The 22,978-nt window shown below is 65.1% G+C and carries 40 protein-coding genes and 1 tRNA gene; 4 read left to right on the top strand and 37 right to left on the bottom strand.

The annotated features are described in order from the left end of the window. Nucleotides 1–119: 119 nt before the first annotated feature. From IEX05_RS15490 to IEX05_RS00580, 7 genes are all read right to left on the bottom strand, one after another. Nucleotides 120–296 carry a helix-turn-helix domain-containing protein gene (locus IEX05_RS15490; protein ID WP_373286278.1) on the bottom strand — a complete coding sequence of 59 codons (177 nt, stop codon included), beginning with the start codon at nucleotides 294–296 and terminating at the stop codon, nucleotides 120–122. 7 nt (nucleotides 297–303) lie between these two features. Further along, nucleotides 304–837 carry a hypothetical protein gene (locus IEX05_RS00605; protein WP_188699401.1) on the bottom strand — a complete coding sequence of 178 codons (534 nt, stop codon included), beginning with the start codon at nucleotides 835–837 and terminating at the stop codon, nucleotides 304–306. Continuing rightward, entirely contained in the window at nucleotides 824–1,267 is a 444-nt protein-coding gene (locus tag IEX05_RS00600) for a DUF7448 domain-containing protein (RefSeq protein WP_188699400.1), read from the bottom strand. Before IEX05_RS00600 ends, IEX05_RS00605 begins: the two co-directional genes overlap by 14 nt. Then, entirely contained in the window at nucleotides 1,264–1,437 is a 174-nt protein-coding gene (locus IEX05_RS00595) for a hypothetical protein (protein ID WP_188699399.1), read from the bottom strand. The genes IEX05_RS00600 and IEX05_RS00595 overlap by 4 nt, the downstream gene beginning before the upstream one ends. Continuing rightward, a complete protein-coding gene (locus IEX05_RS00590) occupies nucleotides 1,434–1,634 on the bottom strand; it encodes a hypothetical protein (protein WP_188699398.1) in 201 nt (66 codons plus the stop codon). Before IEX05_RS00590 ends, IEX05_RS00595 begins: the two co-directional genes overlap by 4 nt. Nucleotides 1,635–1,737: 103 nt before the next feature. Then, nucleotides 1,738–2,070, bottom strand: a complete 333-nt coding sequence (locus IEX05_RS00585) for a hypothetical protein (RefSeq protein ID WP_188699397.1) — start codon at nucleotides 2,068–2,070, stop codon at nucleotides 1,738–1,740. Next, on the bottom strand, nucleotides 2,067–2,225 hold the full coding sequence (locus IEX05_RS00580) for a hypothetical protein (RefSeq protein WP_188699396.1): 159 nt from the start codon (nucleotides 2,223–2,225) through the stop codon (nucleotides 2,067–2,069). The genes IEX05_RS00585 and IEX05_RS00580 overlap by 4 nt, the downstream gene beginning before the upstream one ends. A gap of 294 nt (nucleotides 2,226–2,519) precedes the next feature. On the opposite strand from IEX05_RS00580, the gene IEX05_RS00575 reads away from it, so the two are divergent. Further along, nucleotides 2,520–2,771, top strand: coding sequence for a hypothetical protein (locus tag IEX05_RS00575; protein ID WP_188699395.1), 252 nt, complete (start codon nucleotides 2,520–2,522; stop codon nucleotides 2,769–2,771). 9 nt (nucleotides 2,772–2,780) lie between these two features. On the opposite strand, the gene IEX05_RS00570 is transcribed toward IEX05_RS00575, so the two are convergent. The 23 genes from IEX05_RS00570 to IEX05_RS00460 all read right to left on the bottom strand — a co-directional run bounded on the left by IEX05_RS00570 (nucleotide 2,781) and on the right by IEX05_RS00460 (nucleotide 13,955). Further along, complete coding sequence (locus IEX05_RS00570; RefSeq protein ID WP_188699394.1) at nucleotides 2,781–2,987, bottom strand: hypothetical protein; 207 nt, start codon at nucleotides 2,985–2,987, stop codon at nucleotides 2,781–2,783. Between the two features lie 49 nt (nucleotides 2,988–3,036). After that, entirely contained in the window at nucleotides 3,037–3,600 is a 564-nt protein-coding gene (locus IEX05_RS00565; protein ID WP_188699393.1) for a hypothetical protein, read from the bottom strand. Next, the gene (locus IEX05_RS00560; RefSeq protein WP_188699392.1) at nucleotides 3,597–4,049 is read right to left on the bottom strand and encodes a hypothetical protein; all 453 of its coding nucleotides are present in this window, start codon (nucleotides 4,047–4,049) and stop codon (nucleotides 3,597–3,599) included. The genes IEX05_RS00565 and IEX05_RS00560 overlap by 4 nt, the downstream gene beginning before the upstream one ends. After that, nucleotides 4,046–4,333 (bottom strand): hypothetical protein, encoded by a 288-nt coding sequence (locus IEX05_RS00555; RefSeq protein WP_188699391.1) that lies wholly within the window; start codon nucleotides 4,331–4,333, stop codon nucleotides 4,046–4,048. The genes IEX05_RS00560 and IEX05_RS00555 overlap by 4 nt, the downstream gene beginning before the upstream one ends. Beyond that, a complete protein-coding gene (locus IEX05_RS00550) occupies nucleotides 4,326–4,679 on the bottom strand; it encodes a hypothetical protein (protein WP_188699390.1) in 354 nt (117 codons plus the stop codon). Before IEX05_RS00550 ends, IEX05_RS00555 begins: the two co-directional genes overlap by 8 nt. Nucleotides 4,680–4,823: 144 nt before the next feature. Further along, nucleotides 4,824–5,495, bottom strand: coding sequence for a hypothetical protein (locus IEX05_RS00545; protein WP_188699389.1), 672 nt, complete (start codon nucleotides 5,493–5,495; stop codon nucleotides 4,824–4,826). Nucleotides 5,496–5,560: 65 nt separating this feature from the next. Further along, complete coding sequence (locus tag IEX05_RS00540; protein WP_188699388.1) at nucleotides 5,561–5,872, bottom strand: DUF4326 domain-containing protein; 312 nt, start codon at nucleotides 5,870–5,872, stop codon at nucleotides 5,561–5,563. Further along, entirely contained in the window at nucleotides 5,872–6,297 is a 426-nt protein-coding gene (locus IEX05_RS00535) for a hypothetical protein (RefSeq protein WP_188699387.1), read from the bottom strand. The genes IEX05_RS00540 and IEX05_RS00535 overlap by 1 nt, the downstream gene beginning before the upstream one ends. Beyond that, on the bottom strand, nucleotides 6,298–6,630 hold the full coding sequence (locus IEX05_RS00530; RefSeq protein WP_229661042.1) for a hypothetical protein: 333 nt from the start codon (nucleotides 6,628–6,630) through the stop codon (nucleotides 6,298–6,300). Between the two features lie 205 nt (nucleotides 6,631–6,835). Next, nucleotides 6,836–7,165 (bottom strand): hypothetical protein, encoded by a 330-nt coding sequence (locus tag IEX05_RS00525; RefSeq protein WP_188699385.1) that lies wholly within the window; start codon nucleotides 7,163–7,165, stop codon nucleotides 6,836–6,838. Continuing rightward, nucleotides 7,162–7,935 carry a hypothetical protein gene (locus tag IEX05_RS00520; protein ID WP_188699384.1) on the bottom strand — a complete coding sequence of 258 codons (774 nt, stop codon included), beginning with the start codon at nucleotides 7,933–7,935 and terminating at the stop codon, nucleotides 7,162–7,164. Before IEX05_RS00520 ends, IEX05_RS00525 begins: the two co-directional genes overlap by 4 nt. 3 nt (nucleotides 7,936–7,938) lie before the next feature. Then, the gene (locus IEX05_RS00515) at nucleotides 7,939–8,226 is read right to left on the bottom strand and encodes a hypothetical protein (protein WP_188699383.1); all 288 of its coding nucleotides are present in this window, start codon (nucleotides 8,224–8,226) and stop codon (nucleotides 7,939–7,941) included. Nucleotides 8,227–8,236: 10 nt separating this feature from the next. Further along, nucleotides 8,237–8,581 carry a hypothetical protein gene (locus IEX05_RS00510; RefSeq protein ID WP_188699382.1) on the bottom strand — a complete coding sequence of 115 codons (345 nt, stop codon included), beginning with the start codon at nucleotides 8,579–8,581 and terminating at the stop codon, nucleotides 8,237–8,239. A 271-nt stretch (nucleotides 8,582–8,852) separates the two neighbouring features. After that, nucleotides 8,853–9,167, bottom strand: coding sequence for a hypothetical protein (locus IEX05_RS00505; RefSeq protein WP_188699381.1), 315 nt, complete (start codon nucleotides 9,165–9,167; stop codon nucleotides 8,853–8,855). Further along, nucleotides 9,164–9,721, bottom strand: coding sequence for a hypothetical protein (locus IEX05_RS00500; protein WP_188699380.1), 558 nt, complete (start codon nucleotides 9,719–9,721; stop codon nucleotides 9,164–9,166). Before IEX05_RS00500 ends, IEX05_RS00505 begins: the two co-directional genes overlap by 4 nt. Continuing rightward, nucleotides 9,721–10,539, bottom strand: coding sequence for a PD-(D/E)XK nuclease-like domain-containing protein (locus tag IEX05_RS00495; RefSeq protein WP_188699379.1), 819 nt, complete (start codon nucleotides 10,537–10,539; stop codon nucleotides 9,721–9,723). Before IEX05_RS00495 ends, IEX05_RS00500 begins: the two co-directional genes overlap by 1 nt. Beyond that, the gene (locus tag IEX05_RS00490) at nucleotides 10,536–10,712 is read right to left on the bottom strand and encodes a hypothetical protein (protein WP_188699378.1); all 177 of its coding nucleotides are present in this window, start codon (nucleotides 10,710–10,712) and stop codon (nucleotides 10,536–10,538) included. The genes IEX05_RS00495 and IEX05_RS00490 overlap by 4 nt, the downstream gene beginning before the upstream one ends. A gap of 274 nt (nucleotides 10,713–10,986) precedes the next feature. After that, nucleotides 10,987–11,190, bottom strand: a complete 204-nt coding sequence (locus IEX05_RS00485; protein ID WP_188699377.1) for a hypothetical protein — start codon at nucleotides 11,188–11,190, stop codon at nucleotides 10,987–10,989. A gap of 315 nt (nucleotides 11,191–11,505) precedes the next feature. Further along, nucleotides 11,506–11,694 carry a hypothetical protein gene (locus tag IEX05_RS00480; protein ID WP_188699376.1) on the bottom strand — a complete coding sequence of 63 codons (189 nt, stop codon included), beginning with the start codon at nucleotides 11,692–11,694 and terminating at the stop codon, nucleotides 11,506–11,508. 536 nt (nucleotides 11,695–12,230) lie between these two features. Then, nucleotides 12,231–12,458 (bottom strand): helix-turn-helix transcriptional regulator, encoded by a 228-nt coding sequence (locus tag IEX05_RS00475; RefSeq protein ID WP_188699375.1) that lies wholly within the window; start codon nucleotides 12,456–12,458, stop codon nucleotides 12,231–12,233. Continuing rightward, nucleotides 12,455–12,862 carry a hypothetical protein gene (locus IEX05_RS00470; protein WP_188699374.1) on the bottom strand — a complete coding sequence of 136 codons (408 nt, stop codon included), beginning with the start codon at nucleotides 12,860–12,862 and terminating at the stop codon, nucleotides 12,455–12,457. Before IEX05_RS00470 ends, IEX05_RS00475 begins: the two co-directional genes overlap by 4 nt. Then, nucleotides 12,859–13,725 (bottom strand): Rha family transcriptional regulator, encoded by an 867-nt coding sequence (locus IEX05_RS00465; protein WP_188699373.1) that lies wholly within the window; start codon nucleotides 13,723–13,725, stop codon nucleotides 12,859–12,861. Before IEX05_RS00465 ends, IEX05_RS00470 begins: the two co-directional genes overlap by 4 nt. Continuing rightward, nucleotides 13,722–13,955, bottom strand: a complete 234-nt coding sequence (locus tag IEX05_RS00460) for a helix-turn-helix domain-containing protein (RefSeq protein ID WP_188699372.1) — start codon at nucleotides 13,953–13,955, stop codon at nucleotides 13,722–13,724. Before IEX05_RS00460 ends, IEX05_RS00465 begins: the two co-directional genes overlap by 4 nt. A gap of 76 nt (nucleotides 13,956–14,031) precedes the next feature. On the opposite strand from IEX05_RS00460, the gene IEX05_RS00455 reads away from it, so the two are divergent. The 3 genes from IEX05_RS00455 (at nucleotide 14,032) to IEX05_RS00445 (ending at nucleotide 16,465) form a co-directional block, all read left to right on the top strand. Next, on the top strand, nucleotides 14,032–14,526 hold the full coding sequence (locus IEX05_RS00455) for a helix-turn-helix domain-containing protein (RefSeq protein WP_188699371.1): 495 nt from the start codon (nucleotides 14,032–14,034) through the stop codon (nucleotides 14,524–14,526). Nucleotides 14,527–14,535: 9 nt separating this feature from the next. After that, nucleotides 14,536–14,985 (top strand): ImmA/IrrE family metallo-endopeptidase, encoded by a 450-nt coding sequence (locus tag IEX05_RS00450; RefSeq protein ID WP_188699370.1) that lies wholly within the window; start codon nucleotides 14,536–14,538, stop codon nucleotides 14,983–14,985. Between the two features lie 328 nt (nucleotides 14,986–15,313). Next, nucleotides 15,314–16,465 (top strand): site-specific integrase, encoded by a 1,152-nt coding sequence (locus IEX05_RS00445; RefSeq protein WP_188699369.1) that lies wholly within the window; start codon nucleotides 15,314–15,316, stop codon nucleotides 16,463–16,465. Nucleotides 16,466–16,532: 67 nt separating this feature from the next. On the opposite strand, the gene IEX05_RS00440 is transcribed toward IEX05_RS00445, so the two are convergent. The 7 genes from IEX05_RS00440 to nagA all read right to left on the bottom strand — a co-directional run bounded on the left by IEX05_RS00440 (nucleotide 16,533) and on the right by nagA (nucleotide 22,950). Continuing rightward, a tRNA-Leu gene (locus IEX05_RS00440) sits at nucleotides 16,533–16,606 on the bottom strand. Nucleotides 16,607–16,654: 48 nt separating this feature from the next. Beyond that, nucleotides 16,655–18,019, bottom strand: coding sequence for an NAD(P)/FAD-dependent oxidoreductase (locus tag IEX05_RS00435; protein ID WP_188699368.1), 1,365 nt, complete (start codon nucleotides 18,017–18,019; stop codon nucleotides 16,655–16,657). Between the two features lie 26 nt (nucleotides 18,020–18,045). Then, nucleotides 18,046–19,368, bottom strand: a complete 1,323-nt coding sequence (locus tag IEX05_RS00430) for a S8 family peptidase (protein WP_229661041.1) — start codon at nucleotides 19,366–19,368, stop codon at nucleotides 18,046–18,048. Nucleotides 19,369–19,391: 23 nt separating this feature from the next. After that, nucleotides 19,392–19,925 carry a DUF501 domain-containing protein gene (locus tag IEX05_RS00425; protein ID WP_188699366.1) on the bottom strand — a complete coding sequence of 178 codons (534 nt, stop codon included), beginning with the start codon at nucleotides 19,923–19,925 and terminating at the stop codon, nucleotides 19,392–19,394. Between the two features lie 29 nt (nucleotides 19,926–19,954). Further along, complete coding sequence (locus IEX05_RS00420; protein ID WP_188699365.1) at nucleotides 19,955–20,440, bottom strand: FtsB family cell division protein; 486 nt, start codon at nucleotides 20,438–20,440, stop codon at nucleotides 19,955–19,957. Between the two features lie 32 nt (nucleotides 20,441–20,472). After that, nucleotides 20,473–21,753, bottom strand: a complete 1,281-nt coding sequence (gene eno / locus IEX05_RS00415; protein ID WP_188699364.1) for a phosphopyruvate hydratase — start codon at nucleotides 21,751–21,753, stop codon at nucleotides 20,473–20,475. 54 nt (nucleotides 21,754–21,807) lie between these two features. After that, on the bottom strand, nucleotides 21,808–22,950 hold the full coding sequence (nagA, locus tag IEX05_RS00410) for an N-acetylglucosamine-6-phosphate deacetylase (protein WP_188699363.1): 1,143 nt from the start codon (nucleotides 22,948–22,950) through the stop codon (nucleotides 21,808–21,810). Nucleotides 22,951–22,978: the final 28 nt, after the last annotated feature.

Raw genomic sequence — 22,978 nt, 5'->3', positions numbered from 1 at the left:
TCGAGCGTGTTCAGATACGAAAAATGCCCATCAACCCGGAGGCGATGAGCAGCTAGTGTGTGAAGTTCGACCGGCGGCTAGGCGCAGTTCTCGATCCTCACTAGTGAGTGTAACACGATTCACCCTTTCTTTCTAGGACGCCCTAGGGTGGTCGTTTCTTCCACCGCTCGGATGTCTGAGAGGTTGACCCAGAGTGCCCGCATGGGTCGCATCGTCCGCACCTTCCCTTCGCGGATCCACTGGTAGACGGTCTTCTTCGTCCGGCCTGTCGCTTTCGCCGCTTCCGCGATGCTCACCCAGCCGTTAACGCGCACGCCGCACCTGTTCCATCTCGAGCCGGATCATGTTGACTCTCGCGGCGAACGATTCGGCGTCTTCCTCTCCCCCGCATTCTTCGCAGGTCACCTTCGTGTCGTCGCCGGGAGCTACGGGAGGCCGGTAGACGATGCCGAGCTTCCCGCAGTGGATGCACCTAAGGTCGGGGACGTCGTGCGGTTCGTCTTCCATGGGCCACCGCTCCGCCGCGGTTCTCACCTCGCGTGTGAAGTCGAGCGCGATCTGCCACCCTTCGATGTCGTTGGCGATGTCCTCAAGGTTGTCCCACTCCCCTAGTCGTGTGGCGAGTCGTTCAATCTCGATAGCGGCGATCTGTGTCGCGGGCATCCCGAGCGCCGGCTCTGTCTTCGCGGATCTACCCTCGTCGACGCTGATGCTGTAGTTCCCGGCGCTGCGGAGGAACGGTACGAGCGCGAACGAATAGGAGACGGCCCACTGGAATGTCTCCCATTGGGCCGTCGTCAGGTAGCCGAACTCACCATGTCCGTCATCGGTCAGCATTCGCGTCCTCCACGTTGATGTAGAACCCGTATCCGTAGTAGAACGGGTTGCCGGGGCTCCATCCGACGTTGAGTTCGAGAACATCGCCCATGTCGGCGTAGATGTGCCACTTCGTGTACCGGCCCGTCGTGCCGATACCTGTGATGACGTGGTCTATCTGATCGACGTTCAACAGGAACGATTCGAGCTCGGTGAACGCACAGCAGTCGCCGCCTTGGGCCAGCTGAACAGTCTTGCCGTTGTCGAGTTCGATCTCGAACACTTTGGACGTATACGAATAGCCCGACGCGTATGTCGTGGTTCTCGTGGCGTTTCCCGCGCGCACGATCCGGTGCCCCACGACGGCGTCGCGCAGTTCCTGCACGTTGCCGGGCATCGTTCCGTCATCTTCGTATTCGTCGAGCTTCTCGACTGGATACTTCTCGGTCATGCTTTCTCCTTGAGTGATTCGATGGACCGGCAGAGGAAGAACAGCGCCAGGAAGGCGAGTCCCACAATCCCGAAACTGCCTACCACGCCTGCCTCGTCGTCCAGCCATGCGGAGAACGTCAGGTAGGCGAAGAACGCGGTCGCCCAGCCTGCACCGCTACTGCCCTTCATCGCGGCACCTCGTCATCCAGCCAGATCGCGACGGCCCCCGTAGCGAATACGGCGAGGCCCCCGCCGAAGATAGATATGCAGAACGACGCCACGTCGCCCGCGTACCCGGCGCAGGCAACCGCCCCGAAAACGACAGCACCCACGAGGATTACCCCCGTGAGTGCCGTGATGCCCCAGATCGTCCAGATGCGTTTCATGCCCACCATCCCTTCTCGACAAGATCGGTGAGTTCGGGGTTGTCGATCACCGCGGCGAGGCATCGCATTGCTTCCCCTTCGGTGAGCTTGTAGGTGTCGGTCGTCATGCTTCCTCCTTGATCCCGAGTCGTGCGCGTGCTTCGTCGGCGGATCTTGCCTGGTCGATCGCGTCAAGATCCGCTATCAGAGCGTCGGGCGAGAACACGTTCCTGTAGCCCGTCGGCTGGTTCTCTGGCGGGTATCCATCATGACGCTCGACGAGGTACCGTTCTTCCCTCACGTACGCGTCGTAGAAGCCGAAGTGTTTCGCCACCCGCACCAGGGCGGACTTCATGGCGTGGGCGGCCGCGTCTGCTCGGTTCTTCGCGTCTACCGCGCGTCTACGAAGCTCCACTTCGGCTTCGAGCTCAGCCTCGAGTGTTCGCTTACTGGTCATCGTGTCTCCTTCGCGTCGTGTCGTTCTGCGACCACGTACGGGTGCAGTGCGGCCGCGGCCTTGTCGATGTCGGTACCAACGGGAAGCGCCTCCGCGAGACGTTCACGGAGGCGCTGATAGACGGTCTTGTTTCGGTCGAGAGGTGGAGAGATCACGGCTTCTCCTTTTCGTTGGCCAAGATGGTTCTGGCGATACGTTTCGCGTTGGGGGGTATCACCGTTGCTCCTTCCGGGATAGCTTTGGGAAAGTACTCAACGACGAGTGCGCCCCGTTGAACGAAGTCGTCCAGTGGATAGTTGTGGTGAGCGGCTCAGATAGGCCTGGCGACGCGAAATCGTCGGCAGTCGATGTGAGCCGTTCACCGGAACGCAACATCTCAACGCGCAGCACGGTACGGGAAGCGGTCCTGATCGCCAGTCGCGAGAGAGCCAACGGACGAACACTCGAAAGTGAAGAACATGACCGATGAACGACCCTCCGATGACCACGAAGACCAGCAAGCCGACGAACGATGGGACGACGAAGGCGGTGCCGCTGACGCCCACGAGCCGGAAGCCCCCGCGCGCACCCGCCGCGAGAAGGCATGGGACGACGCGCGGGGTGAGCACTGGCACGGCGCGAAGTCCAGCGATGAGACCCAGGCGCGTGCCGATGTGCAAGAAAACGACCGGCGGGACCGGGAAACGGGATCGCACCGCTGACGCTGCCGGTCATCGCTTCTCCTTCTCGTTGGTGGTGTCCCCGCGGGCGATGTAGAGCGCGTCTCCTCGGGCGATCCCGTACGACTCGGAGTCGAGCGACGGTGGCGTGTCGTCGGTGAGCGCCCACTCGATCACGTCGGCCAGCCGGTCGAGAGCGTCAGCACCCGCACGCTCGTCGTCAGCCGTCTCGCCCAGGCGCTCCATTGCGAATACCATCGCCCGCAGTCGCTTCGCGGTCTCCCGCATCTCGGCGGGTGTCGTCTGGTCAGCCAGGGCGCACCTCCTGGGCGGCAAGGAGAGCGGCACGGGCGACTTCCCGCCACGATTCCGCCGCCTCGTCGTTGTCCACCACGAGGTCGTCCCAGCGGTCTACGTCCTCGGGCGCGTGCTTCAGGAACGCCCGGTCGTATGCGCCCCGTGCCGCGGCTTCCACCTCGGCGTCGCTCGGATATGCAACATCGCTTCGCATATCGTCGGGACGTGTCAAATCTGGGGCCGATTCTTTCAACGTCGCATCGCTCGGCTCACCTCGGATCCCGTCTCGTGCGATGCCCTTCACGGCGGCGAGGATGACGCTCGAACGCTCGTCCACGTTCGCGGCATCGAGGATCCGCTGGTAGGACTCGGCCCGCACCTTGGCGTCGTGCTCGGCAAGCCGTCTCAGACGCTCAGCGGCGGCGCGGGTGGCCGCAACGTGATTGTTCCGCCCTGGCTGTCCGTCCATCGCCTGTGCGTCCGTGTCGAGCCAGTCGGCCAGTTCGGCGTCACTCGTCTTGTCGAACATGCGCGCTGACGTGAGTGGTGACTTCGGTTCGTTGAAACGGCTCATGGCTTCCCCTCTCGCAGTTCCGCCTTCGCGGCGTGTAGCTGGTCAAGGGCGACTTCGATGCCCTCCCCAACCTGATGTGTGTACGTCCCTGATCCGATGCCTTCAATGAGGCTGTCGATCAGTGCCGCGTCGTGCTCGCGCAGGGCATCGGCTGGGGCGGATTCCAGCACGGTCAGCAAGGGTAGAAAGCTGTCACCCTGATCGGAGTCGGTCACAACGGCGAGCGACTTCTCCACGACGGCGGCGAGCTGGTTGTTCTTCGCTCTGTATCCTGCGTTCTTGCTCTCCTCTACTGATAGATTCGCCTCGGCCAACTCGGCCCGCTGGTCGGCGGCTTCCAGGGCATCTGCGATCTGCGCGTCCGTGTATTCATGCCCAAGAGGGGACAGATCGAACGTATGCGCGCGGCGCAACCATGCGATGATGTCAGCGTTCGTCTGCTCGGTCATTCGGGAACCTCCTCGTACGTCTGCTCGAAGATGTCGGGCTTGCACGGGTAGAACTCGCCCTGCACGCCGCGGATGATCCAGTCGCCCGGCGTCGCGCGCATCACGCCTTCGAGCGTCGGAATCTCGATCGACCAGTAGTAGGTCTTCATCTCTTGGCCGGGGTGCGTGTCGTGCTTGAAGTCTCCGCCGCACCAGTCAGCGAGCGCGTACACGTCGATGAGGTCGAGGACGCCGGAGAACTGCTTCGCCTCGACCTCGGCGGGCCGCTTGCGGAACTTAGGCATCGCTCTTCCTCTCATCGAGCACCGTGAAGGTCGTCTCGGGGGTGACGCCGGGGAGGTCTTCGAGGGCGCAACCATTGCGCGCGTCTTCGTGGAACCAGAGTCCATTTTTCTTCTCGGCGTACATTCGGTAGTTCGGTGTCGCCGCGAAGATCCAAACAACGTGCTCCGCGTCCTCCGGTACGCGCGGCGCGGGGGTTGTGTCGATGATCTTGTAGTCACTGCCGTATCGGCGAGGCTCGATGAACGCCTCGGCCCACTCCTCCGAGGGGAACCGCGCGAACACGTGGCTGGCGTGCTCCACCACGTAGGGCAGGTCGGGGTCGTAGGCGTGCTGCTTGTCAGTCATTGATCTTCCTTCGGGTTCGCTGTATGTGTGCGTTTGCTTCTTGCTGGGCTGACCCGTCCGCAATGGGCCACCTGCCGAGCGCCCCGCACGTGCACGTCCAGCGGACTCCGTTGTCGTACGTGGTGATCGTTGTCTCGTGTTCAGTCATCGCTGTGCCTTCTTCCGTCGGATCAGGAGTGCCGCGAGTCCTGCGGCGATGAGACCGCCGCCGCCGAGAGCGATCAGGGGCCGCATGTCGCTACCCGCGGGCTCGACCGGGCCGGGAGGGGTCGTAGGCTCCGGGGTCTCGGTCGGCTCCGGGGTGGGCTCTTCCGTCGGCTCCTCGGTCGGTTCGGGAGTCGGCTCCGGGGTCGGTTCTTCCGTGGGCTCGGGCGTCACGGGGGGATCCGTGGGCGTCGTCTTCGGGTCGTCGGGGTCGGACGGGGCCGCGCAGTCCGGGCCTGCAACTTGTCCAGCGGTCTCGGCCTCACCGAAGTGGTAGTTCGTGCCGGAGTACTGAATCCAGATCGCGCACGCCTGACCCTCGGGGATCCCGAAGATGCTCCACGGCACGAACGTCTGCCCGATGAGCTGGGCGACCTCGTGACGCTGCCCTGCGCATTCCGCGTCGGTGCGGGTGATGCACTTCGATTCGCCGTGAATGTTGTACGACACGTTCGCCGTCGTGCGCACGTTGATGTGGAAGTTATCGGGAATCGGGCCGGTGTTGATCGTGATTCCCGCCGCGTCCACGGTGTACGGGTCAGTGCCCGCGTGCGCCATCGTCGGGGCGAGGATGAGGGCCGTAGCGATCGCGGCCGTGAGTGTCTTCTTCATGATGTTGCCTTTCAGGTATGCAGAGGGGCCGCACCCGGTAGTGGATGCGACCCCTGTGGAATGGGTCAGGCGTTCGCGAGCTCTAGGAGCACGTCGGCGTGGCACGGCTGATCGAGAGGGCACCAACAGGCGAGGTTCTTGCCTCGGAGACCGGCGACAACCTCGTCCTCAGTTGGGTAAGACGGCCAGTCGCCCATCAGAAACCCATCGCGGAATAGCTCGGTTGTCACCTTCCGGCAGTCGGCCGGTTCTCGATAATCCTCTCTGAGCTCAGGCCACCTGATCGGGTTGCCCCACTTGGAAGGCCGCGAGACAACGACGGTGTTCTCGGGCTTGCGCCAGCCTTTCTTCCGGCTGAGCTGGATCCGCTCGGGCATCAGAAAGGCGTCTCGTCGTCCGCGCCGGGTGCGCCCCAGCCGCCCGCCTGAGCGCCGTTCGTGCCCGGCCCGGCGTAGTTGCCCGTCCCGCCCGTGTTAGGCGCTCCCTGGGCCTGCTGGCCGCCGTCCCGGGTCTGGATCTTCACCACCGCGTCAGCCCATACGACCAGCGAGTAATAGTCCTTGCCCTCGTGTTCCCGTTTCTCCGTCACCTCACGGCCGAAGATCCGAACCCGGTCGCCCTCCGCGAATTGCGAGAAGTCCACGTCCCGGCCCTTCACGTCACGGAACGTACGCCCGACCGTCTCGTACTCGCCCCGGTCGTTCTTGCGACGGTGCGGCTCCGAAGTTTTGAGCGCGAACGGCCCCTGCTGGCCGCTGATCACCTTGTCGACGAATGCCGTCTCGATCTGCACTTGTGCCATTTACTGCTCCTCTCGCTTCCCGCCCAGTAGGACGGCAAGATCGTCCAGGGTCATCAAGACCCACTGATCGCCGGGGCGGGTCGTGCCCCGACGCTTCGCGACGACGACACCAACCGCGGCGTCGTCGTTCCCTGCTTCCGTGTGTGCCTCCTGGACCCACGGGCCCGGCATGAGCCGGCCCCCGTAGTCCTTGCACTCGATGACGACCCGTTCACCGAGCGCGGTCCTGACGTTCGCGATGTCTCCACGGTCCTTCGCGCCGTTCTTCGCCCGCCGTTCGATCCGATCGTCATCGAGCGCGTCGGACAGGTGCCAGGCAACGAGCGTTTCCATGCGCGTCCCTGCCGACTTCGCAGACGCTCGCGACCGGCTCATGCGACCTTCCCCAACGAGTAAGGGCCAGGAGTGGATCTCCTAGCCCTTACCGCGTCCCGGTGCGTGATGACCGCGCGCCGTTCCCGCTGATACTGCGTGTTCGCCGCCCTGCACTCCCCGCACCTGCATTTGTGCTTGTCGTACGTCGACTTCCTGCCGTGTGTCATGTGTCTCTCCTCTGCTCGCAGAACAGGCAGTAGCCGTCGTCCATCCATTCATGGCGGGGCTTGCCGAGCTTCGTGCAGTCCTTCCCCTCAGGGCTCATCGTCGCCGGTAGGGCGTCCTTCCGCTTCGCGCGCACCCTTTGCACGATGTGCGCCGGCTTCAGGTACTCCGTCGACTCGGTCGAGTGTGCGTTCACCGCGGCGACCGCTTCGCCGTAGTCCACGTTCTCCATGAGCGGCGTCCAAGCCTGGATTGTGAGCTCGTCGACCTGTCGGTTGTCGAGAACCTGGATCCTTGCCAGAAGCATCGTCAGCTGGTCAACGTTCATGTCTCCTCCAATGCGAGTGTCGTGATCTGCATGCCGCCGACACGTCGACCGGCGGCGGCTGTCTGTTGCGCGCGCTCAGTGGGCGTCATCCGCTTCGGGCGTGCTTCTGCTTTCTCCTGATCGGACAGGAGCCAGTTCTGCCAGGTGCGCGGCCAGTCGAGCTTCGTCGCGGCCTGCCCCGTCTTTGCTCGCCAGTAGTTGACGAACTTCATCGTCGATCGGTCGACGTCGACGAGCGCCGTGTGTTCCGCAGCCCATGCCCTCATCTCGGCCGTCACGATGAACGGTTCAGGGATGCGAGTGCCGCGTTTAGCGGCCCCACCCTTCTTCGGAGAAGAAGGAGAACTGGTCGGGGGGAGCTGGTCGGGAGGGGCAACGCGAACTTCCAGAGAACCGCCACCGATAGTTCCCTGATCGTTCGGGCGAACATCAGGAGAAGTGACGCCCTTCTTCGCCGCACGTACACGCTTCATTCGCTCGCGTGCCGCCGAACGTTCAGCCTCCACTTCCTCCTTCATCGGCTGATAGTCCGACCAGTCCTTGAACTGCCAGCCGTCGTCCGTCTCAATCCACAGACCAGACGAAACGAGCTCCGACGTTGCCTCACTCGACCCACCGAACCTGCGTACCGTTCGCGCCGAGATGAACCCGTCAGTGAGGTACTGAGCGCACCACGAACCCGAAAGCGCCCACAGTCCCACAGCTTCGAGCGACAACTCCACGACCTTCGGATGACCGTGGAAACCATCATCGATTCTGAACCACGTCACTCATCAGCCCTCCCCTCTGAGTTTCAGCGTGAACATCACGTCAGTGCGATACCCCCGCATACGCTTCAGGAAATGGTGCGCCCGTGGGAAACGAGCCGGATCTTGCGACTGCACCTCGCCCTGCTCCACGAACCAATCAAGCGCGTCCAACGTCGACTCGATCGCCCGCGGGTCAAGGAGCGCCCGCCACTTCTCGGGCTCACGATCACGAGCCTTCGCAGCCTGGGAAACCGCTTCTCGGAACTCTTCGTCGTCGAGGTCGACCAGCCAGTCGATCGCTTTGTTATCCATGTGTGTCCTTCTAGAACGGCGTCGGATCGATCCAGATCCGTCGCCCGTCATCGGTAATCCAGTACTTCCCGTCGGGGTATTCGACGGGGATCATGCGGGGGTCGTCGTGCTGACTGATCTTGATTCCCCGCCGTCGTGCTTCCGCGGCCTCGTCGGCATCGGATTCGATCAGCCCGTTCTGCAGCGAGCACAGCCACACCACATTCGAGAGGCGGTGCTTGAGCTTCGACCCGCCCATGCCGCCCTGGCGGTGCTGGGGGACGAGCGTGTCCGTTCCGCACGATTCCCCATGCCACGCGCATTCGTGGCCGTCACGAGCCGTCACAGCGCGCAGGACACCCTTCGGTGTGGTCACGAATACTGCTCCGACACCACTCGTGCGTAGTGAACCCGGCACAGCCCGCCGCGGTGTGCCTGAGACGTGCACGCGAACTTCCGGCAAGCGGGCACGATCATCTCCCGCTCGACCGCGCCCACCTTCATGTCGTCATGGCAGGCACAAGAAAGGGCGAGCCCACAAGGGAACTCGCCCAGAGCCGCCGTACCCCGACGACACCTCGCGCAACACCTTCGCGGTGCCTCACGCGCCTGCGTCTCCGGGGACGCCCCCAGAGGAACGAACCGGGTCACGACTCGCCCCCCTCAGTCGGACATTCCGGGGTGCACACGTGCACGGGAGTCTCGACATCAACGACGTACAGGAAGTCGAGGAAACCCGACTGCAGCTGAGCCTCATTCATCGCCGTTGCCCGCTCGATCAACGGCTGCGCGATCTGCGAGCGTTGCACGCCGATGTCAGGCCGTCGGTTCCCCCACCTGCGGGCGAATCCCTCCTCGTCAGACACCCACCCGAGCATCGACGTACCCCGCACGCCCTCAGGACGACGAACCGCACGCTTCTGCGCCGTCAACACGAACATGGGCTTCTCCTGCACCGTCATGATTCCTCCACTGTGAGCTCGGCTTTGCGTGCGTCCTTCGCGGCGATCACTTCAGGAACCTTCGCGACACCGCGCGTACCCGCGAGATCCCAAGCGGCCTTGAGCGCCGGAAGCGATTCGGCGCCCGCGATGTCCGCGAGTGCAGCCTGCACCTGCTCCGGGTCTACCGTCGCGAGGGGCCGGATCGTCACCTCCACATACTTGCCGCGGGTGATCGTGTGCGCCGTCTGGATCGGCTTCTCGATGTGCGAGAGAGCGCTGAGCCGGATACCGCCGACGGGCTTACCTGCCCACATCACGGAGGGCTCGTTGTAGATCTCCATGCTGCGGCCGATCCACGCCTGAGCTTCCTTACCCCACGCCTTCACGAGGTCGCGTCTCACCGTCTTCGACGGCTTGAACGGGCGCTCCTTGCCGTATTTGTCGGTGATGATGTGCACCGGCTGATCGGCCGGCCCGCGCTTCACATCCACGACCGTCACGATGACCGGCTCAGCCAGATCGATCGCGTTCACCTGGTCTGACTTCGCCAGGATCGTCTCTGAAACGTCCATCAGATGATTGCTTCCATTTCGTCTTCGTCCTCGATCACGACCCACGTCGGGGCGAGGAGTGTCTTCTTCCCATAGCCAGGCCAGATGCCCGTGCCCATGCATTCCAGCCACCGTTCGCGGGCCTCACGCGTCTTCTTCCGTGCCGCCTCCCGGTACGTCCAGTCGACGTCGTACACGCCCACCAGATACGGCGCGTCAGACTCGACCACGATGAAATCGAACGACTCGAGTTCGTGACCGGTCTCGGCGTAATGCGTGTCGCGGTACCACTGCTCCTGGATGTAGTAGCCGTGGCCAGCCATGCCGCCCCGGTTAAAACCTCCCGGAGAAGCATCACGCCCCGTCTTCAAGTCGGCCGCCCGCACGCCGTTGTACATGTCGAACCGGGCACGCGACGGGACGCCCTCAACGTCGCTGATGATCGTCACCTCACGGCCGGCGATGGCTTCGATGATCTTCCGCGCATCCGGCTCAGCCAGAACAGCCTCAGCCATCGCATCGACTCGCCTCGCTTGCTCGCGACTGATCGGCACGAGCCCGTTAGCACGCTGCTCAGCCGCCCACGCGACCGTCGCGGCCTTCTCAGACACGTTCCCGCTCGGCGTCAAATGCTCGTCCGGGTAGACGATCGCCGGAGCCCCGACACCGAGCACCTTCGAATGTGTCGCGGTGCCAATATCGAAAGCGGCCTTCGGTGGCTCCGGATGCTCCGACCAGTACTTGAACCGAGCCGGCGAATCGAGCAGACGACGCGCACCCGTGCTCGACAGCTCCGGGCGGGAATGATAGTCCGCTTCTTCCATGGCGTAATCGATCACGACGCGCCGCCTTCCGCGAGAGCGAGGCCGGCCTTCACGCCAGCCTCGAACCCCGCCACGAACCCGTCGTGCGCGGCGATCCGCTCGAGCTCCGACGTCTCCCCGAAGTTCACCGGCTGTCTCACGTACTCGGCGGCGAGATCTCGCCCCGTTTCTTCCAACTCGCGAATCATCGCGACACTCCCCACACAAATAGAGCGGCGATCCCCCACACGAGGAGATCGCCAGAATTGAAACCGGGTGCCGCCGCTGCGACACCCACCGGACCGGCCGCCACGAGGGCGAACAGTAAAGGCCATTTACGGACAGCCCACCTACTTACGGTTCTTGTGACGGACCTCGTCCTCGAGCATTTCGAGACAGACATCACAGAGGAGGCCCCACCGCGAGACGATCGCCCCAGGGGCCTTGCACCACTTGCAGGTGCGGGCAGACTCGGACGACGCATCAGTCATCAGCCAGACCGAAGAACGAGAGCACGCGACGGAATCTCGACGGCTCCGCGGGAGGCGTGCGCAATGCAATCTCGCGCATAATGTCCGCCTTGGCGCGCGCCATCCGAACCTGCTTCTCCGCTTCGTCACCGATCGGCGTCGGCTCCGACACCATCGCGTCAATACCTGCACCAATGTGCAGCCCAATCGTTTGCATGATTCCTCCTCGATGAGTGGTTGCTGGGCCGGGGATGAGGGCGAGTGCAGTGATTCCTCGATGCCTCCGCACGGCGCTTCCGTAACGTGAGCCACGGCCTGCGTCCCGGTGTTCTCCTGACCCCGCCGGCCCAGCAAATGGAAGGCCCGGGACGCTCCACGAGTCCCGGGCCGGTCAGTCAACTCCCATATGCGACGGCGTAACGTCGCCGCGGGGCCGGGGGAACGTGGAGCTTCCCCGGTCCCGCTTAGTACCCCCGGCGCGAATCGAACGCGCACACTCCCGAACCTCTCGACGCGGGGGCGAACCGCCGTGCTATGCGGGGCGAACAATCACTTCGACCGTCCACTTGCTGATGACTTCGCCATCGTCGCTATAGGTTTCCGCAGTCAACGCGCCGTCAACCACGGCGAATCCGACGTAGTCGAACAACCCCGCATCCATCGCGGCGCTCAGCGTCTCGAGCAGTTCGTTCTTGACGTACAGCGCATCCGTTTCGTCCATAGCGCCTCCTCCGTTTCGTGCAGTACTTCTGCGTGCGCCCCGGGGAGTCGGACCCCGGCGTAGACCATCAGCGCGCCACCGCATATACCCCGCGGCCCGGTCCAGCACCCCTATCCCGCGAACGGGGTCACTAGTGCTGCCTGGTTACTTCTCTCCACACCCCGCACCACTACAGCCGGGGACGCCACGGGACATACCGTGACGACTCGAGACCAAAACGTCCCGTCGGTTCCGCACACCCGTCATCGGGGTTATCCACTACCTGCCCGCTCTCGCGGTCCTTACGTCCACACCGGTGAATCTCCGGCGCGTCTTCGTGTAGGTGTGCGTATTTGAGTTGTTGGGCACACCCTGTTTTTGGGTGCACTCGACCGACCTATGGGCGGTGAGCCCATAGAGCGGGATACGGATTAAGCCCCGTACGGCCTAGGAAGAGCTACGACGCGACCGGCAAAGATCGCATTCTTCGCGATGAATCAGGAACCCGACGACGACGCCGAACGCGAAACCGATGAGTGACGGGAGGAGAGCAGAGATCATGGCCCCTGCTCCCTTCCAGCAGCCGGCCCGTGGAACTCGTCATAGTCGGACATGTTCGCCCGGTTGTACGCGTCGAGTTCATCCACGAACCACGTGTTGTTACGCCCCTGCTTGTGGGGCTCCGGGAAACGCCCCAGGTAGAGCAGGTTGCTGACCGTCTTCGGCTTCAACCCCACATGACGGGCCGCCTCACGCAGACGCAACGCCGGGCCGCGAGAAGTCACGACAACTCCCGGATCCGAGCCGACAACGCTCCGGCCTCACGAACATGCTTCTCGCGGCGCTTCACCAGGCGGTCACGCTCACGGCGCTTCTTAGCCGCCTCGAGGTCTTCCCAGACGGGCGTGCACTCGAGCACCTTCGCCTTGCCACCCCAATAGTTGATGAGGTCAGCCCGCTCGATCGCGGCGGAACGAGACTTGTAGATCCGGCCGGCGCTCGGGAGGAAGAAAGGCTTCTTCTCACCCCACGTCTCCATGCAGTACATGTCCCACTCGTGCGGGTGGGGGTTCAAGATGTCCAGCTCGTACTCGGTGAACTTTTCGCCCGTTACGATGTCAACCGACGTGACTTCGGTGTAGTCGTCGTCCGTGTAATCAGTCACGACGGTGTAGAGGCGGGTGTTCACGCGACCTTCTCCTTCTTCGGCAGCACGAGAGTGCCGTGTTCTTCGATGTACTTCTGGATCCGCGCCCAGGCGTACTCGACGCCCTTCGCGGTGAGCTTCCCGGTCTCGAACGCATAACCGTTGAGCTTCGACACACCCTTCTCTGTGGTCGACAGGCCGCGGCGCTCGCCCGAGACAGTGGCGTTTCCGTTGTCCGACCGATTGCCAACAACGAACAGGTCGAGCTGGCGCCCAAGAAACTCAAACACCTCGGGAACTTTGACGGTCACACCCTCGCCGATCGCCCACTTCACGACATCGCGAGCGAATGCCTGGCGCGCGATGTCACCCTTGCCTTTGACGTGCGTTTTCGCGAGCGTCGCGAGCGGAGCGAGCTCAGCAACTTCCGCCTTCGCTGCCACGAGCTCCTCGGCCTGCTTCGCCGCGAGCTGGAACATGCGCAGTGCGCCCTCGGGGGTAGTGAAGTCCGGAAGAGCCGGCGTTGCATTCAGTGCCTGCCGCATCTCGAAGAACTGGCGCACCAGCTCGATCTTGAAGGCCTTCACGACCGGACTGTTCCGCATGAACGTCATGAGGAGGGTGGCCTGTTGCTCATTCAGGTGAGCGACCGTCGCCTTGTGCCCCTGGTAGGCATCCCGGATTTCAAATCCGAGATGACCGAACACCTCGAACTCGGCTTGGTTATCGCGGACGATTCGCAGGACCGAAGCGTGCTGGATCTCAGTCCGCTCGGCAATCGTCTCGGAAGAGACTCGCAACTCGCCGTCCACTGCGTGTACGATGTCGTTAGACATTGGATCTCCAATCAGATGTTCTGGATTCGCCCCGTTGCCGCGGGGCGTTTCTTCGTTGTGGGCGGTCATGTCGTCACCGCTTGGCGAGCCTCGATGACCGCCATGATGGGGACATCGAAGAACTCAGCAATGAGGCCGATCTCGTCGAGCGTGAAGGGTGTCGAACCGAGGAGCCGCCGCTTTAAGGTAGAAAGGGAGATGCCGCTCCCTGCGGAGAGGGCTTCGATCGAGAGCTTGCGATCCGCGAGAAGGATGCGGATCGCTCGGGAAGCTTTCCCGCTGTATGTGCCGTATTCCATGTGAACTACTTTAGTCCACAGGAACTACGAAGCAAGCTAAATTGCCGTTTGGTGTCAGATCTGACACTATGGGCCCATGAACAACTACACGGCGACCGCGTTCTCGCGAGAAGCGATGAGTAGGCTCCGTGGTCTCATCGCGCGGTTTGACATCAATCAAGCTGACTTGGCTGTATTGTGCGATGTGTCTCAGTCTCAGTTCTCGAAGATGGTCCGTGGCCTTCGTCCGATGTCTGTCGACCAGTTGGCAGTGACCCTGGAAGCCCTTGGGCAGGACATCGGGAAGTTCGTCACAGAGATCGAATCTTTCCTGGCGAACCGGGCTGAGTACTCGTCGCCGATCCAGTACGTGATCGATGACGAACGCGAAGTTGACGCGGCCCCGTTCAGCGATTCGATGCTTGACGGATGGGGTCGAGCCGCGCGGGCTCGCCTCGTACCATCCGATGTCAGTGGTCGGGACGACGATGTTGAGGAGATGTCGGAGTACCAGGCGGACTACGGCCGGGCAGCACGCAAGCGCTCGAAGGACCGCGGCTACGACATCGACTACCACGACCACGAAGACTAGGGAGGCGGCGTGAAGTACCTGCTCGACGTTGCGCAGATACTTGGCGTGCTGATCAAGTATGCGGATCTGTCCCGCCGGGACAGGGACGGCGAGTACGACCATGAGCGCCGCATCATCTGGCTTCAGCACGGCATGTCGTACAGGCTGAAACGGTCCGTACTCGCGCACGAGCTCGCGCACGCGATCTTCGGGGACGAGCCGACGATGTTCGGGCCAGTGAACGCAAAGCAGGAACGCCGAGCAGACGAATGGGCGGCGCGCACCCTCATCCGCCTCGAGGACTTCAAAGCCGCCGAAGCCGCCCATAACGGCCACGTCGCCTCAATGGCGAACGACCTTGACGTCATCACTGATCTCGTCGAGGCCTACCAGAGGATCCTCGCCCGCATCGGCGACACCGTATACCTCCGCCCCCGCATGGGCGTCGGCCAATGGGACCACAGAGAAAAAGTTGCATAGCCAAGGGGGCTACGCAAGAAAGGGAAAACCCACATGTCTCAGCATCACAACGTCTACTCACAAAAAGGTTGCGTATCCTGCAAGCCCTGCGAGGGAGGCGGAGCCAACATTGGCCGAAACGTCACCCTCTGGGCGATTGCTCTCTGTACCGCGGGGATCGGGCTCCTGATTCTGCCCTTCTTCAAGAAGTGCCAGTACTGCGGGCACAACAAGTGGTGGAACAGCCACTACGGCCCCGATCGTCAAGGCGCCTAAGCGACGGTATAGGCCCGCACTAGTCGACGCCCTTGGTGGCGCTATTTGGCGACCCTCTAGAAAGGAGAATGCCGTGCCTCGCCCACATCTTGACCTCGAGTCTTGGGGGAAGATCCGCCGCGTACGTGTCGCCGGCAAGCCCACCGCTGTGGCTTACTACCGCGACTCGACGGGCAAGCGGCGGAAGATGCAGCGGCAGGCGAAGACGCTCGCCGAGGCGGAACGCGTCCTCATCCGGGCGATGAAGAAAGCCCTCGCGGATGCGGACGGTGACTTGAACGCGGACTCGACCGTGCAGCAGGCGGGCGAAGCATGGTTCCGGGAACCGGAGCTGGACGACTACTCCGTGCAGACTCGGCGCACCTACCGGCGCGTGTTCGACAATCTCCTCGTCGGCGGGTTTGGCGACGTGCGCATGAAGGAAGCGTCCGTGCCGCGCGTTGACCGGTTCATGAAACGCGTGGCGACCGATCACGGGCCGAGTACGGCGAAGACGGCGCGCACCATCCTCAGCCACATTTTCGCCCTCGCAGTGCGGCACGGGGCGATGCCCGCCAACCCTGTCGTGTCGCTCGGGAAGGTCGCGTCCGGGAAGAAGCCCGTCGAAGCGCCGAGCGTGTCGGACATCGCGGCGATGCGGTGGATCATGCACATGTACGACATCACCCCGGACAAGCGTGGGGCGAAGCGCACAGCGGAGCTCGGCGACCTCTTCGACATGCTCATCGCGACCGGCGCGCGCCCTGGCGAGATCATGGCGTTGTCGTGGGATGACATCGACTTCACCGATGGGACGGTGGCGATCGCGAAGACGACGGTGATCGGTGAGGATGGGAAGCTCACCGTGCAGGAACACCCTAAGAGCGACGCAGGGCGGCGCGTGCTGACGCTCCCCCGCTACGCGGTCGACATGCTCACCAGGCGACGCGTGGAGGCTTTCTGCGAGTGGGTCTTCCCCTCTTCGACGGGCACGCTCCGGTGGTCGCACAACCTGCGCCGCCAGTGGCGGGAGGCGCTTGAGGGGACGCCGTATCTGGCGGTCACGCCGAGGTCGATCCGTAAGGCCGTGGCGACGCGCATTCGTGACGTGATGGGCGTGCAAGCCGCGCAGGAGCAGCTGGGCCACGCTTCGAGCGTGGTCACGACGAAGCACTACATTCAGCCGCTCGCGCAGGCTCCGGACGTGTCTGGGGCGCTGATGGGTTGGGTTGAAAGTAGCGAGTAAATAGCGAGTAACGCAAAAAGGCCCGGAATCAGCGAAGCAACTTCCGCATGATTCCGGGCCTAAATCGTCCCCCCAGTGGGACTCGAACCCACACTTCGCGGATTTTAAGTCCGCTGCCTCTGCCAATTGGGCTATAGGGGGAAATGCACGAAGGGCGCCCCTCGTCGCGAGGAGCGCCCTTCGACAGGCTCAATCCTGCGGCGGCTTCGGGCGCGAGGCGTACTCCTCGAAGAACGCCCGCGGCTCCTGAACCTTGGAGAGCTGCACCTGGTCACGGCCGAGGAAGAAGTTGTGGTACCAGCCCCACAGCACGCGCCACTTGCGCTCCCACGTCGGCATCGCAAGCCCGTGGTATCCGCGGTGGGCGACCCAGGCGAAGAAGCCCGTCAGGGCGAACTTGCCCGACTGGAACGCGCCGTGGCCGAGGCCGAGGCCCGCGACCGCGCCGAGGTTCTTGTGGTAGTAGTCCACGGTGCTCTCGCCGCGGAGGACGGCGACGAGGTTCTTCGCGAGGCGCTTGGCCTGGCGAACGGCGTGCTGGGCGTTCGGCACGCAGGTGCCGTCGGGCAGACCACCGGTCTTGTCCGGAACGGCGGCGATGTCGCCGGCGGCCCAGGCTCCGGGCACGACGTTGCCGTCGGCGTCGACGACCCGCAGGTCGGCCTGCGTGGAGATGCGTCCGCGCGGCTCGCGCGGCAGGTCGGAACCGTTGACGACCTTCGGGTTCGCCATGACGCCCGCGGTCCAGACGATGATGTCGGTCGGGTACACGGGGCCGTCGACCATGTCGCCGGCCTCGTTCTTGACCTTGGTGCGCACGATGCCGTCGGTCGCGTCGGCGACCTGGGTGTCGAGGTGCACGTGAGCGCCGCGCTGTGCCAGGTCGGCGAGAACCTTGTGGCTCGTCTCGAGCGAGACCTCGGGCATGATGCGCCCCATGGCCTCGATGAGGTGGAACTCCGTCTCGTCGAAGGAGATCTCGGGGAACTTGCTCAGGAGCGCGTTCGCCGACGAGCGGAGCTCCGCGAAGGTCTCGATGCCGGCGAAACCGCCGCCCACGACCACGACGGTCAGCAGGCGCTTGCGCAGCTCGCTGTCCTTCGGAAGGCTCGCGGCGCGCTCGAAGTTGCGGATGAGGGTGTCGCGCACGGCGACGGCCTCTTCGATCGACTTCATGCCGATCGCGTTCTCCGCGATGCCCGGGATCGGGAAGGTGCGCGAGATCGAACCCGCCGTGACGACGATCTCGTCGTACGCGTACTCCCAGCTCTCGCCACCCTCGGGGCTGATCGTCGCGGTCTTGTTCGCGTGGTCGATCTTCGTGACCTTCGCGTTCACGATCTTGGTCTTCTTCAGGTGACGACGGTGCGAGACCACGGCGTGACGCGGCTCGATCGCACCGGCGGCGACCTCGGGAAGGAACGGCAGGTAGGCCATGTACGACAGCGGGTCGACGAGGACGACCTCGGCTTCGTTCGTGCGAAGGTGCTTCTCGAGCTTCCACGCAGTGTAGAAACCTGCGTAACCGCCGCCGACGATGAGGATCTTAGGCACGGGAAAAAATTCTCCTTGGGGTTGTGTCAGGAACTCGAGCCGTGAGAATCATGGTTCGAGCGGAAGCGCCGGGACACAGCGACGACGCCGAGCAAGACAAGGATACCAGCGGCCGTCACTGCCATGAGCGGCAGGGTGACCTCGCGGAGGCTCTCGGGCGAGGGAAGGTAAGGGTTCGCGGCCTCCGCGGGCGGATCCAGCGGCGGGAGGGCGGGAAGGTTCACCGGCTCGGGAGTCGGCGTGGGGCCGGTCTCGACCTCTCCCGGGTCGTCGCCGCCGCGGTTGATGCGCACCCACTCCTCGAGGGTCACGTCGGTCACGGGGCTCTCCGCCACGAGGGGCACCCGCTCGGTCACGGCGGCCTCGGCGTCGATGATGCCGAAACCGTAGATGGGATCGCGCTCTCCCTGCTGCTCCGGCGCGTGGCGGGCCGTCGAGACGATCCGGTTGATGACGTTGTCGGCATCGAGGTCGGGATGGGCCGCGCGCACAAGCGCGGCGATCCCGGCGACGATCGGGGCGGATCCGCTCGTGCCGCGCCACGAGTCCACGTCTCCCGCGGGGCCGATGCCGAGGAGTGCCTCGCTCGGGGCCGAGACGGCGATCGTGCCACCCTGCGTCGAGGCGCCGCGGCTGGCCTTTCCGTCCTGGTCAACGCCGCCGACCACCAGCACCTCGGGAATCGTCGCGGGGGCGCCGATCATCGTCGTGCCGCCATCGCGGTTGCCGGCTGCGACGACGACCACCGCGTCGTGATCGAACGCGTACTGGAAGGCGCGATCCCAGGATTCGTCCCACGCGGTCTGGTTCGTCGTGAAGGAGAGGTTGATGACGTCGGCGCCGTGATCGACCGACCAGATGATCGCGTCGGCGACTTGCTCCGAGAAGGGCACCTCGCTGACGGATCCGAAGCCGATCGAGAGCGACAGCAGCTTCGCCTCCGGGGCCACGCCGATCATGCCGGTGTCCTCTCCGGTGCCGCGAGCGGCGGCGAGGGACGCGACCCAGGTGCCGTGGCTGCGGGTGTGCGCGTCCGCGCCGAGCGGCGTGCGTCCGTCGTCGCTGCCGACGCCGGAGAAGTCGGCGCCGCCCGCGACGGCGCCCTCGAGTTCCTCGATGTCCGCGGCGATGCCGCTGTCGATCACGGCGATCGTGACGCCCTCACCGCGCGTGGTCTCCCACGCGTCGACGACGCCGAGCTCTTCGAGCCAGTACTCGGAGGTGCGCACCGGATCCGGAGTGGGGGTCGACGTCGGCTCCGGCGACGGCGTCTCGTCGACGGCCATGGCGGCACCCGGTGTCGCCGCGAGAGCGCCCATCGCGAGCAGCGCGACGAGCGTCGCGCGCATCAGACGTGCACCCCCGCGCATGCTCAGGCCGCGTCGTCCTTGAGGGCGGCGCCCGGGTCCTGGCACTCGCACCGCTGCGGCGACCACGCGGAGCGTTCCAGAGCGAGGTCTCCGATCGGGTTCACGCCGGGGCCTGCCGCAAGCGCGTGCCCGGCGAGGGCATGCAGGCACTTCACCCGGGTCGGCATGCCGCCCGAGGAGATGCCGGCGACCTCCGGCACGTCGCCGAACTGGGCGCGATCAGCGAGGAAGGCCTCGTGCGCCCGCTCGTACTGCTGCCGCACGGCCTCGTCGTTCTCGAGGAGCTCCGTGAACTCGACCATGACCTGTCCCGCCTCCAGACGCGACATCTCCGCCGTCGCGGCGGGGTGCGTGAGGTAGTAGAACGTGGGGAACGGGGTACCCTGGGGCAGCCGCGGCGCCGTGGCCACGACCGTGGGGTTGCCGCACACGCACCGTGCGGCGATGCCGACGATGCCCCGCGCCTCGCGGCCGAGCTGACTGCTGACGACGCGGATCTCCGAGTCGAGTACGGGGGCGAAGGGAGGAGTAGTCACCCTGCGAGGCTACCGGGGTTAGCTGGGATTCAGTTCGCGGGCGCGGTGGCCTGCTCCGCGAGGCCGGCACCGACGACCGTGCGCAGCATGGATCCCATCCAGTCGCTCTCCGACTCCTCGGCCTCCGCGGCGACGACGTCCGGCTCCTCCGCATCGCTCTCGGGAAGGTCGTCCTGAATGAGATAGACGATCTCTCCGGGATTCATGTAGAACAGGCGTTCGCGCGCCTCGCTCTGGATGAAGGCGGGGTCGTGCCATTGATCGCGCTCGAGCTGAAGCTGCGCGATCTCCTCGGCCGTGACCTCGACGCCCTGCTGCGCCTGCGCGACCTGCTGGCGCATGTCGACGTAGTCGCCCACGGTCGGCACCAGCACGAGCGCGCCGAACACGACGAGCGCCAGCAGGATCGCGGCGAAGCCCGACAGCTGGATCCCGCCGAGCCACTCGCGCGGCGTCGGGTACCGGCGCTGCCGGCGCCGGGCAGACGAAGAGGGAGCCGCAGCCTTTCGTGCCATTGCGACTCCCTCCCGTAATGCTGATGCGCTACTTAGCCCTGGAAACGGGGGTAGGCGCCGCGGCCCGCGAACGTCGCCGCGTCGCCCAGCTCCTCCTCGATGCGCAGAAGCTGATTGTACTTCGCCACGCGGTCGCTGCGCGCGGGCGCGCCGGACTTGATCTGACCGCAGTTCACGGCCACCGCGAGGTCGGCGATCGTGACGTCTTCGGTCTCGCCCGAACGGTGCGACATCATGGCCGTGTAGTTCGCGTTCTGCGCCATCGACACCGCGTCGAGCGTCTCCGTGAGTGTGCCGATCTGGTTGACCTTGACGAGCAGCGAGTTGGCGACGCCTGCCTCGATGCCGCGCTTGAGGCGCTCGGGGTTCGTGACGAACAGGTCGTCGCCGACGAGCTGGACCTTGTTTCCGATGCGCTCGGTCAGGGCCGCCCAGCCCTCCCAGTCGTCCTCGGCGAGGGCGTCCTCGATCGTGACGAGCGGGAAGTTCGCGAGGAGCTCCTCGTAGTAGCCCGTGAGCTGCTCGGCGGTCCACTCCTTGCCCTCGAACTTGTAGGTGCCGTCCGAGAAGAACTCGGTCGACGCGACGTCGAGGCCGACGGCGATGTCCTTGCCGGGCGTGAAGCCGGCCTTCTCGATGGCGGCCATCAGGAAGTCGAGCGCGGCACGGTTGCTGGGCAGGTCGGGAGCGAAGCCACCCTCGTCGCCGAGGCCCGTCGCGAAACCGCCCTGGAGCAGCTCCTTCTTGAGCACGTGGTAGGTCTCGGCACCCCAGCGCAGCGACTCGGCGAACGAGTCGGCGCCGTGGGGAACGAGGAAGAACTCCTGCATGTCGATGCCGTTGTCGGCGTGCTCGCCACCGTTGATGACGTTCAGCGCGGGGACGGGCAGGACGTGCGCGTTCGCGCCGCCGACGTAGCGGTAGAGCGGCAGGCCGGCGCTGTCCGCGGCGGCCTTCGCAACGGCGAGGCTGACGCCGAGGATGGCGTTCGCGCCGACGCGCTTCTTGTTCGGCGTGCCGTCGACCTCGATCAGTGTCTGGTCGACGAGGCGCTGGTCGGCGGCATCGATGCCGGCGATCGCCGGACCGAGCTCGTCGATGACGGCCTCAACGGCCTTCGTGACGCCCTTGCCGCCGTAGCGGGCCTTGTCGCCGTCGCGGAGCTCGTAGGCCTCGAACGCGCCGGTCGAGGCGCCCGAGGGAACGGCTGCACGCTGCACGGTGTCGTCGTCGAGGAGAACCTCGACCTCGACGGTGGGGTTACCGCGCGAGTCGAGAATCTCGCGTGCGCCAACTGCTTCGATCTGTGCCACGAATGTGCTCCTTCAGAGGTTGCCATGGGCGGGCCGTGAGACCCTCCACCCAGTCTATGCGGATCGGGTGAACAACACGTTCCCCGCACCCCAGACGCGCTCCACCTCGAGCTCGGGCGAGAGCAGCACCGCGTCCGCCGCGGATCCGACGTCGAGCCGGCCGAGGTCGGCTCGGCCGATCGCGTCGGCGGGCACGCGCGTGAGGGCGTCGACGGCCTCGGCGAGGGGGATGCCACACACGTCGACGCTCTGACGCAGGGCCTCGTCGAGGGTGAGCGTGGAGCCGGCGATGCTGTCGCCATCGCGGAGGCGCGCCGTTCCGTTCTCGACGCGCACGGCCAAGGACCCCAGCATGTAATCGCCGTCGGCGGCGCCGGCCGCCGCCATCGCATCGGTGATCAGGGCGACACGGCCGTCGGCGGCGCGCCACAGCATCTCGGCAACGGCGGGATGCACGTGCACGCCGTCGTTGATGAGCTCGAGCGTGACGTGATCGCGCGCGAGCGCCGCGCCGATCGGCCCGGGGGCGCGGTGATGGATCCCCGCCATCGCGTTGAAGGTGTGCGTGAGGATCGACGCGCCTGCGTCGAAGGCCGCGAGCGCCTCGGCGTAGCCGGCCGCGGTGTGTCCGACCGCGACGCGCACCCCCGCGCCGACCAGGCGCGGTATCGCCGCCATCGCCCCGGGCCTCTCGGGAGCCATCGTGATCTGCACGAGCGTCCCCCGCGCGGCCTCAACGAGAGCGTCGATGTCCTCGGGTCGCGTATCCGCGAGCAGCTCGGGCGCGTGCGCGCCCTTGTGCCCGTGATCGAGATAGGGACCCTCGAGATGAGAGCCGAGAATCAGGGGGTTCTCCCCCGTCAGCTCGGCGATGAGCCCGAGCTGCGCGCGCAGCGTCTCCTGTGTCGCGGTCACGAGCGAGAGCACCGTGCGCGTCGTGCCGTGCGCGTGGTGCGCCGCCATGGCGCGGGCGATCTGCCCCGCGTCGCCGTCGTACGATGCCGTTCCGCCGCCGTGCGAGTGGATATCGACGAAGCCCGGGGTGAGGATCCCCCCTGCGGCATCGATGACGTCGGCGTCTGCGGGCCACCCGGGCCCGGATCCGATCTCGGCGACCGCGTCGCCCTCGAACCTCACCCACGCCTCCTCGGTCACGGTTCCCGAGGTGACGAGGCGTGCGGAGTGGATGAGCGTCATGGGCTCGATTGTGCCACGAGCCTCGCGC

Origin of the sequence: Microbacterium nanhaiense, assembly GCF_014646015.1 — a bacterium.
Classification (GTDB): domain Bacteria; phylum Actinomycetota; class Actinomycetes; order Actinomycetales; family Microbacteriaceae; genus Microbacterium; species Microbacterium nanhaiense.
This window is presented reverse-complemented; position numbering and strand designations above follow the sequence as displayed.

Bases quoted from the DNA above. Each gene is read 5' to 3' on its own strand.
- IEX05_RS00430 (WP_229661041.1), bottom strand. From the start codon at position 19,368: ATGCGCGCGACGCTCGTCGCGCTGCTCGCGATGGGCGCTCTCGCGGCG.
- IEX05_RS00560 (WP_188699392.1), bottom strand. From the start codon at position 4,049: ATGACCGAGCAGACGAACGCTGACATCATCGCATGGTTGCGCCGCGCG.
- IEX05_RS00420 (WP_188699365.1), bottom strand. From the start codon at position 20,440: ATGGCACGAAAGGCTGCGGCTCCCTCTTCGTCTGCCCGGCGCCGGCAG.
- IEX05_RS00505 (WP_188699381.1), bottom strand. From the start codon at position 9,167: ATGACGGTGCAGGAGAAGCCCATGTTCGTGTTGACGGCGCAGAAGCGT.
- IEX05_RS00545 (WP_188699389.1), bottom strand. From the start codon at position 5,495: ATGAAGAAGACACTCACGGCCGCGATCGCTACGGCCCTCATCCTCGCC.
- IEX05_RS00465 (WP_188699373.1), bottom strand. From the start codon at position 13,725: ATGACCGCCCACAACGAAGAAACGCCCCGCGGCAACGGGGCGAATCCA.
- IEX05_RS00480 (WP_188699376.1), bottom strand. From the start codon at position 11,694: ATGGACGAAACGGATGCGCTGTACGTCAAGAACGAACTGCTCGAGACG.
- IEX05_RS00540 (WP_188699388.1), bottom strand. From the start codon at position 5,872: ATGCCCGAGCGGATCCAGCTCAGCCGGAAGAAAGGCTGGCGCAAGCCC.
- IEX05_RS00460 (WP_188699372.1), bottom strand. From the start codon at position 13,955: ATGGAATACGGCACATACAGCGGGAAAGCTTCCCGAGCGATCCGCATC.
- IEX05_RS00570 (WP_188699394.1), bottom strand. From the start codon at position 2,987: ATGGTATTCGCAATGGAGCGCCTGGGCGAGACGGCTGACGACGAGCGT.
- IEX05_RS00490 (WP_188699378.1), bottom strand. From the start codon at position 10,712: ATGATTCGCGAGTTGGAAGAAACGGGGCGAGATCTCGCCGCCGAGTAC.
- IEX05_RS00485 (WP_188699377.1), bottom strand. From the start codon at position 11,190: ATGCAAACGATTGGGCTGCACATTGGTGCAGGTATTGACGCGATGGTG.
- IEX05_RS00590 (WP_188699398.1), bottom strand. From the start codon at position 1,634: ATGAAACGCATCTGGACGATCTGGGGCATCACGGCACTCACGGGGGTA.
- IEX05_RS00600 (WP_188699400.1), bottom strand. From the start codon at position 1,267: ATGACCGAGAAGTATCCAGTCGAGAAGCTCGACGAATACGAAGATGAC.
- IEX05_RS00585 (WP_188699397.1), bottom strand. From the start codon at position 2,070: ATGACCAGTAAGCGAACACTCGAGGCTGAGCTCGAAGCCGAAGTGGAG.
- IEX05_RS00515 (WP_188699383.1), bottom strand. From the start codon at position 8,226: ATGGATAACAAAGCGATCGACTGGCTGGTCGACCTCGACGACGAAGAG.
- IEX05_RS00565 (WP_188699393.1), bottom strand. From the start codon at position 3,600: ATGAGCCGTTTCAACGAACCGAAGTCACCACTCACGTCAGCGCGCATG.
- IEX05_RS00550 (WP_188699390.1), bottom strand. From the start codon at position 4,679: ATGACTGACAAGCAGCACGCCTACGACCCCGACCTGCCCTACGTGGTG.
- IEX05_RS00530 (WP_229661042.1), bottom strand. From the start codon at position 6,630: ATGGAAACGCTCGTTGCCTGGCACCTGTCCGACGCGCTCGATGACGAT.
- IEX05_RS00500 (WP_188699380.1), bottom strand. From the start codon at position 9,721: ATGGACGTTTCAGAGACGATCCTGGCGAAGTCAGACCAGGTGAACGCG.
- IEX05_RS00535 (WP_188699387.1), bottom strand. From the start codon at position 6,297: ATGGCACAAGTGCAGATCGAGACGGCATTCGTCGACAAGGTGATCAGC.
- IEX05_RS00605 (WP_188699401.1), bottom strand. From the start codon at position 837: ATGCTGACCGATGACGGACATGGTGAGTTCGGCTACCTGACGACGGCC.
- IEX05_RS00595 (WP_188699399.1), bottom strand. From the start codon at position 1,437: ATGAAGGGCAGTAGCGGTGCAGGCTGGGCGACCGCGTTCTTCGCCTAC.
- IEX05_RS00555 (WP_188699391.1), bottom strand. From the start codon at position 4,333: ATGCCTAAGTTCCGCAAGCGGCCCGCCGAGGTCGAGGCGAAGCAGTTC.
- IEX05_RS00455 (WP_188699371.1), top strand. From the start codon at position 14,032: ATGAACAACTACACGGCGACCGCGTTCTCGCGAGAAGCGATGAGTAGG.
- nagA (WP_188699363.1), bottom strand. From the start codon at position 22,950: ATGACGCTCATCCACTCCGCACGCCTCGTCACCTCGGGAACCGTGACC.
- IEX05_RS00525 (WP_188699385.1), bottom strand. From the start codon at position 7,165: ATGAACGTTGACCAGCTGACGATGCTTCTGGCAAGGATCCAGGTTCTC.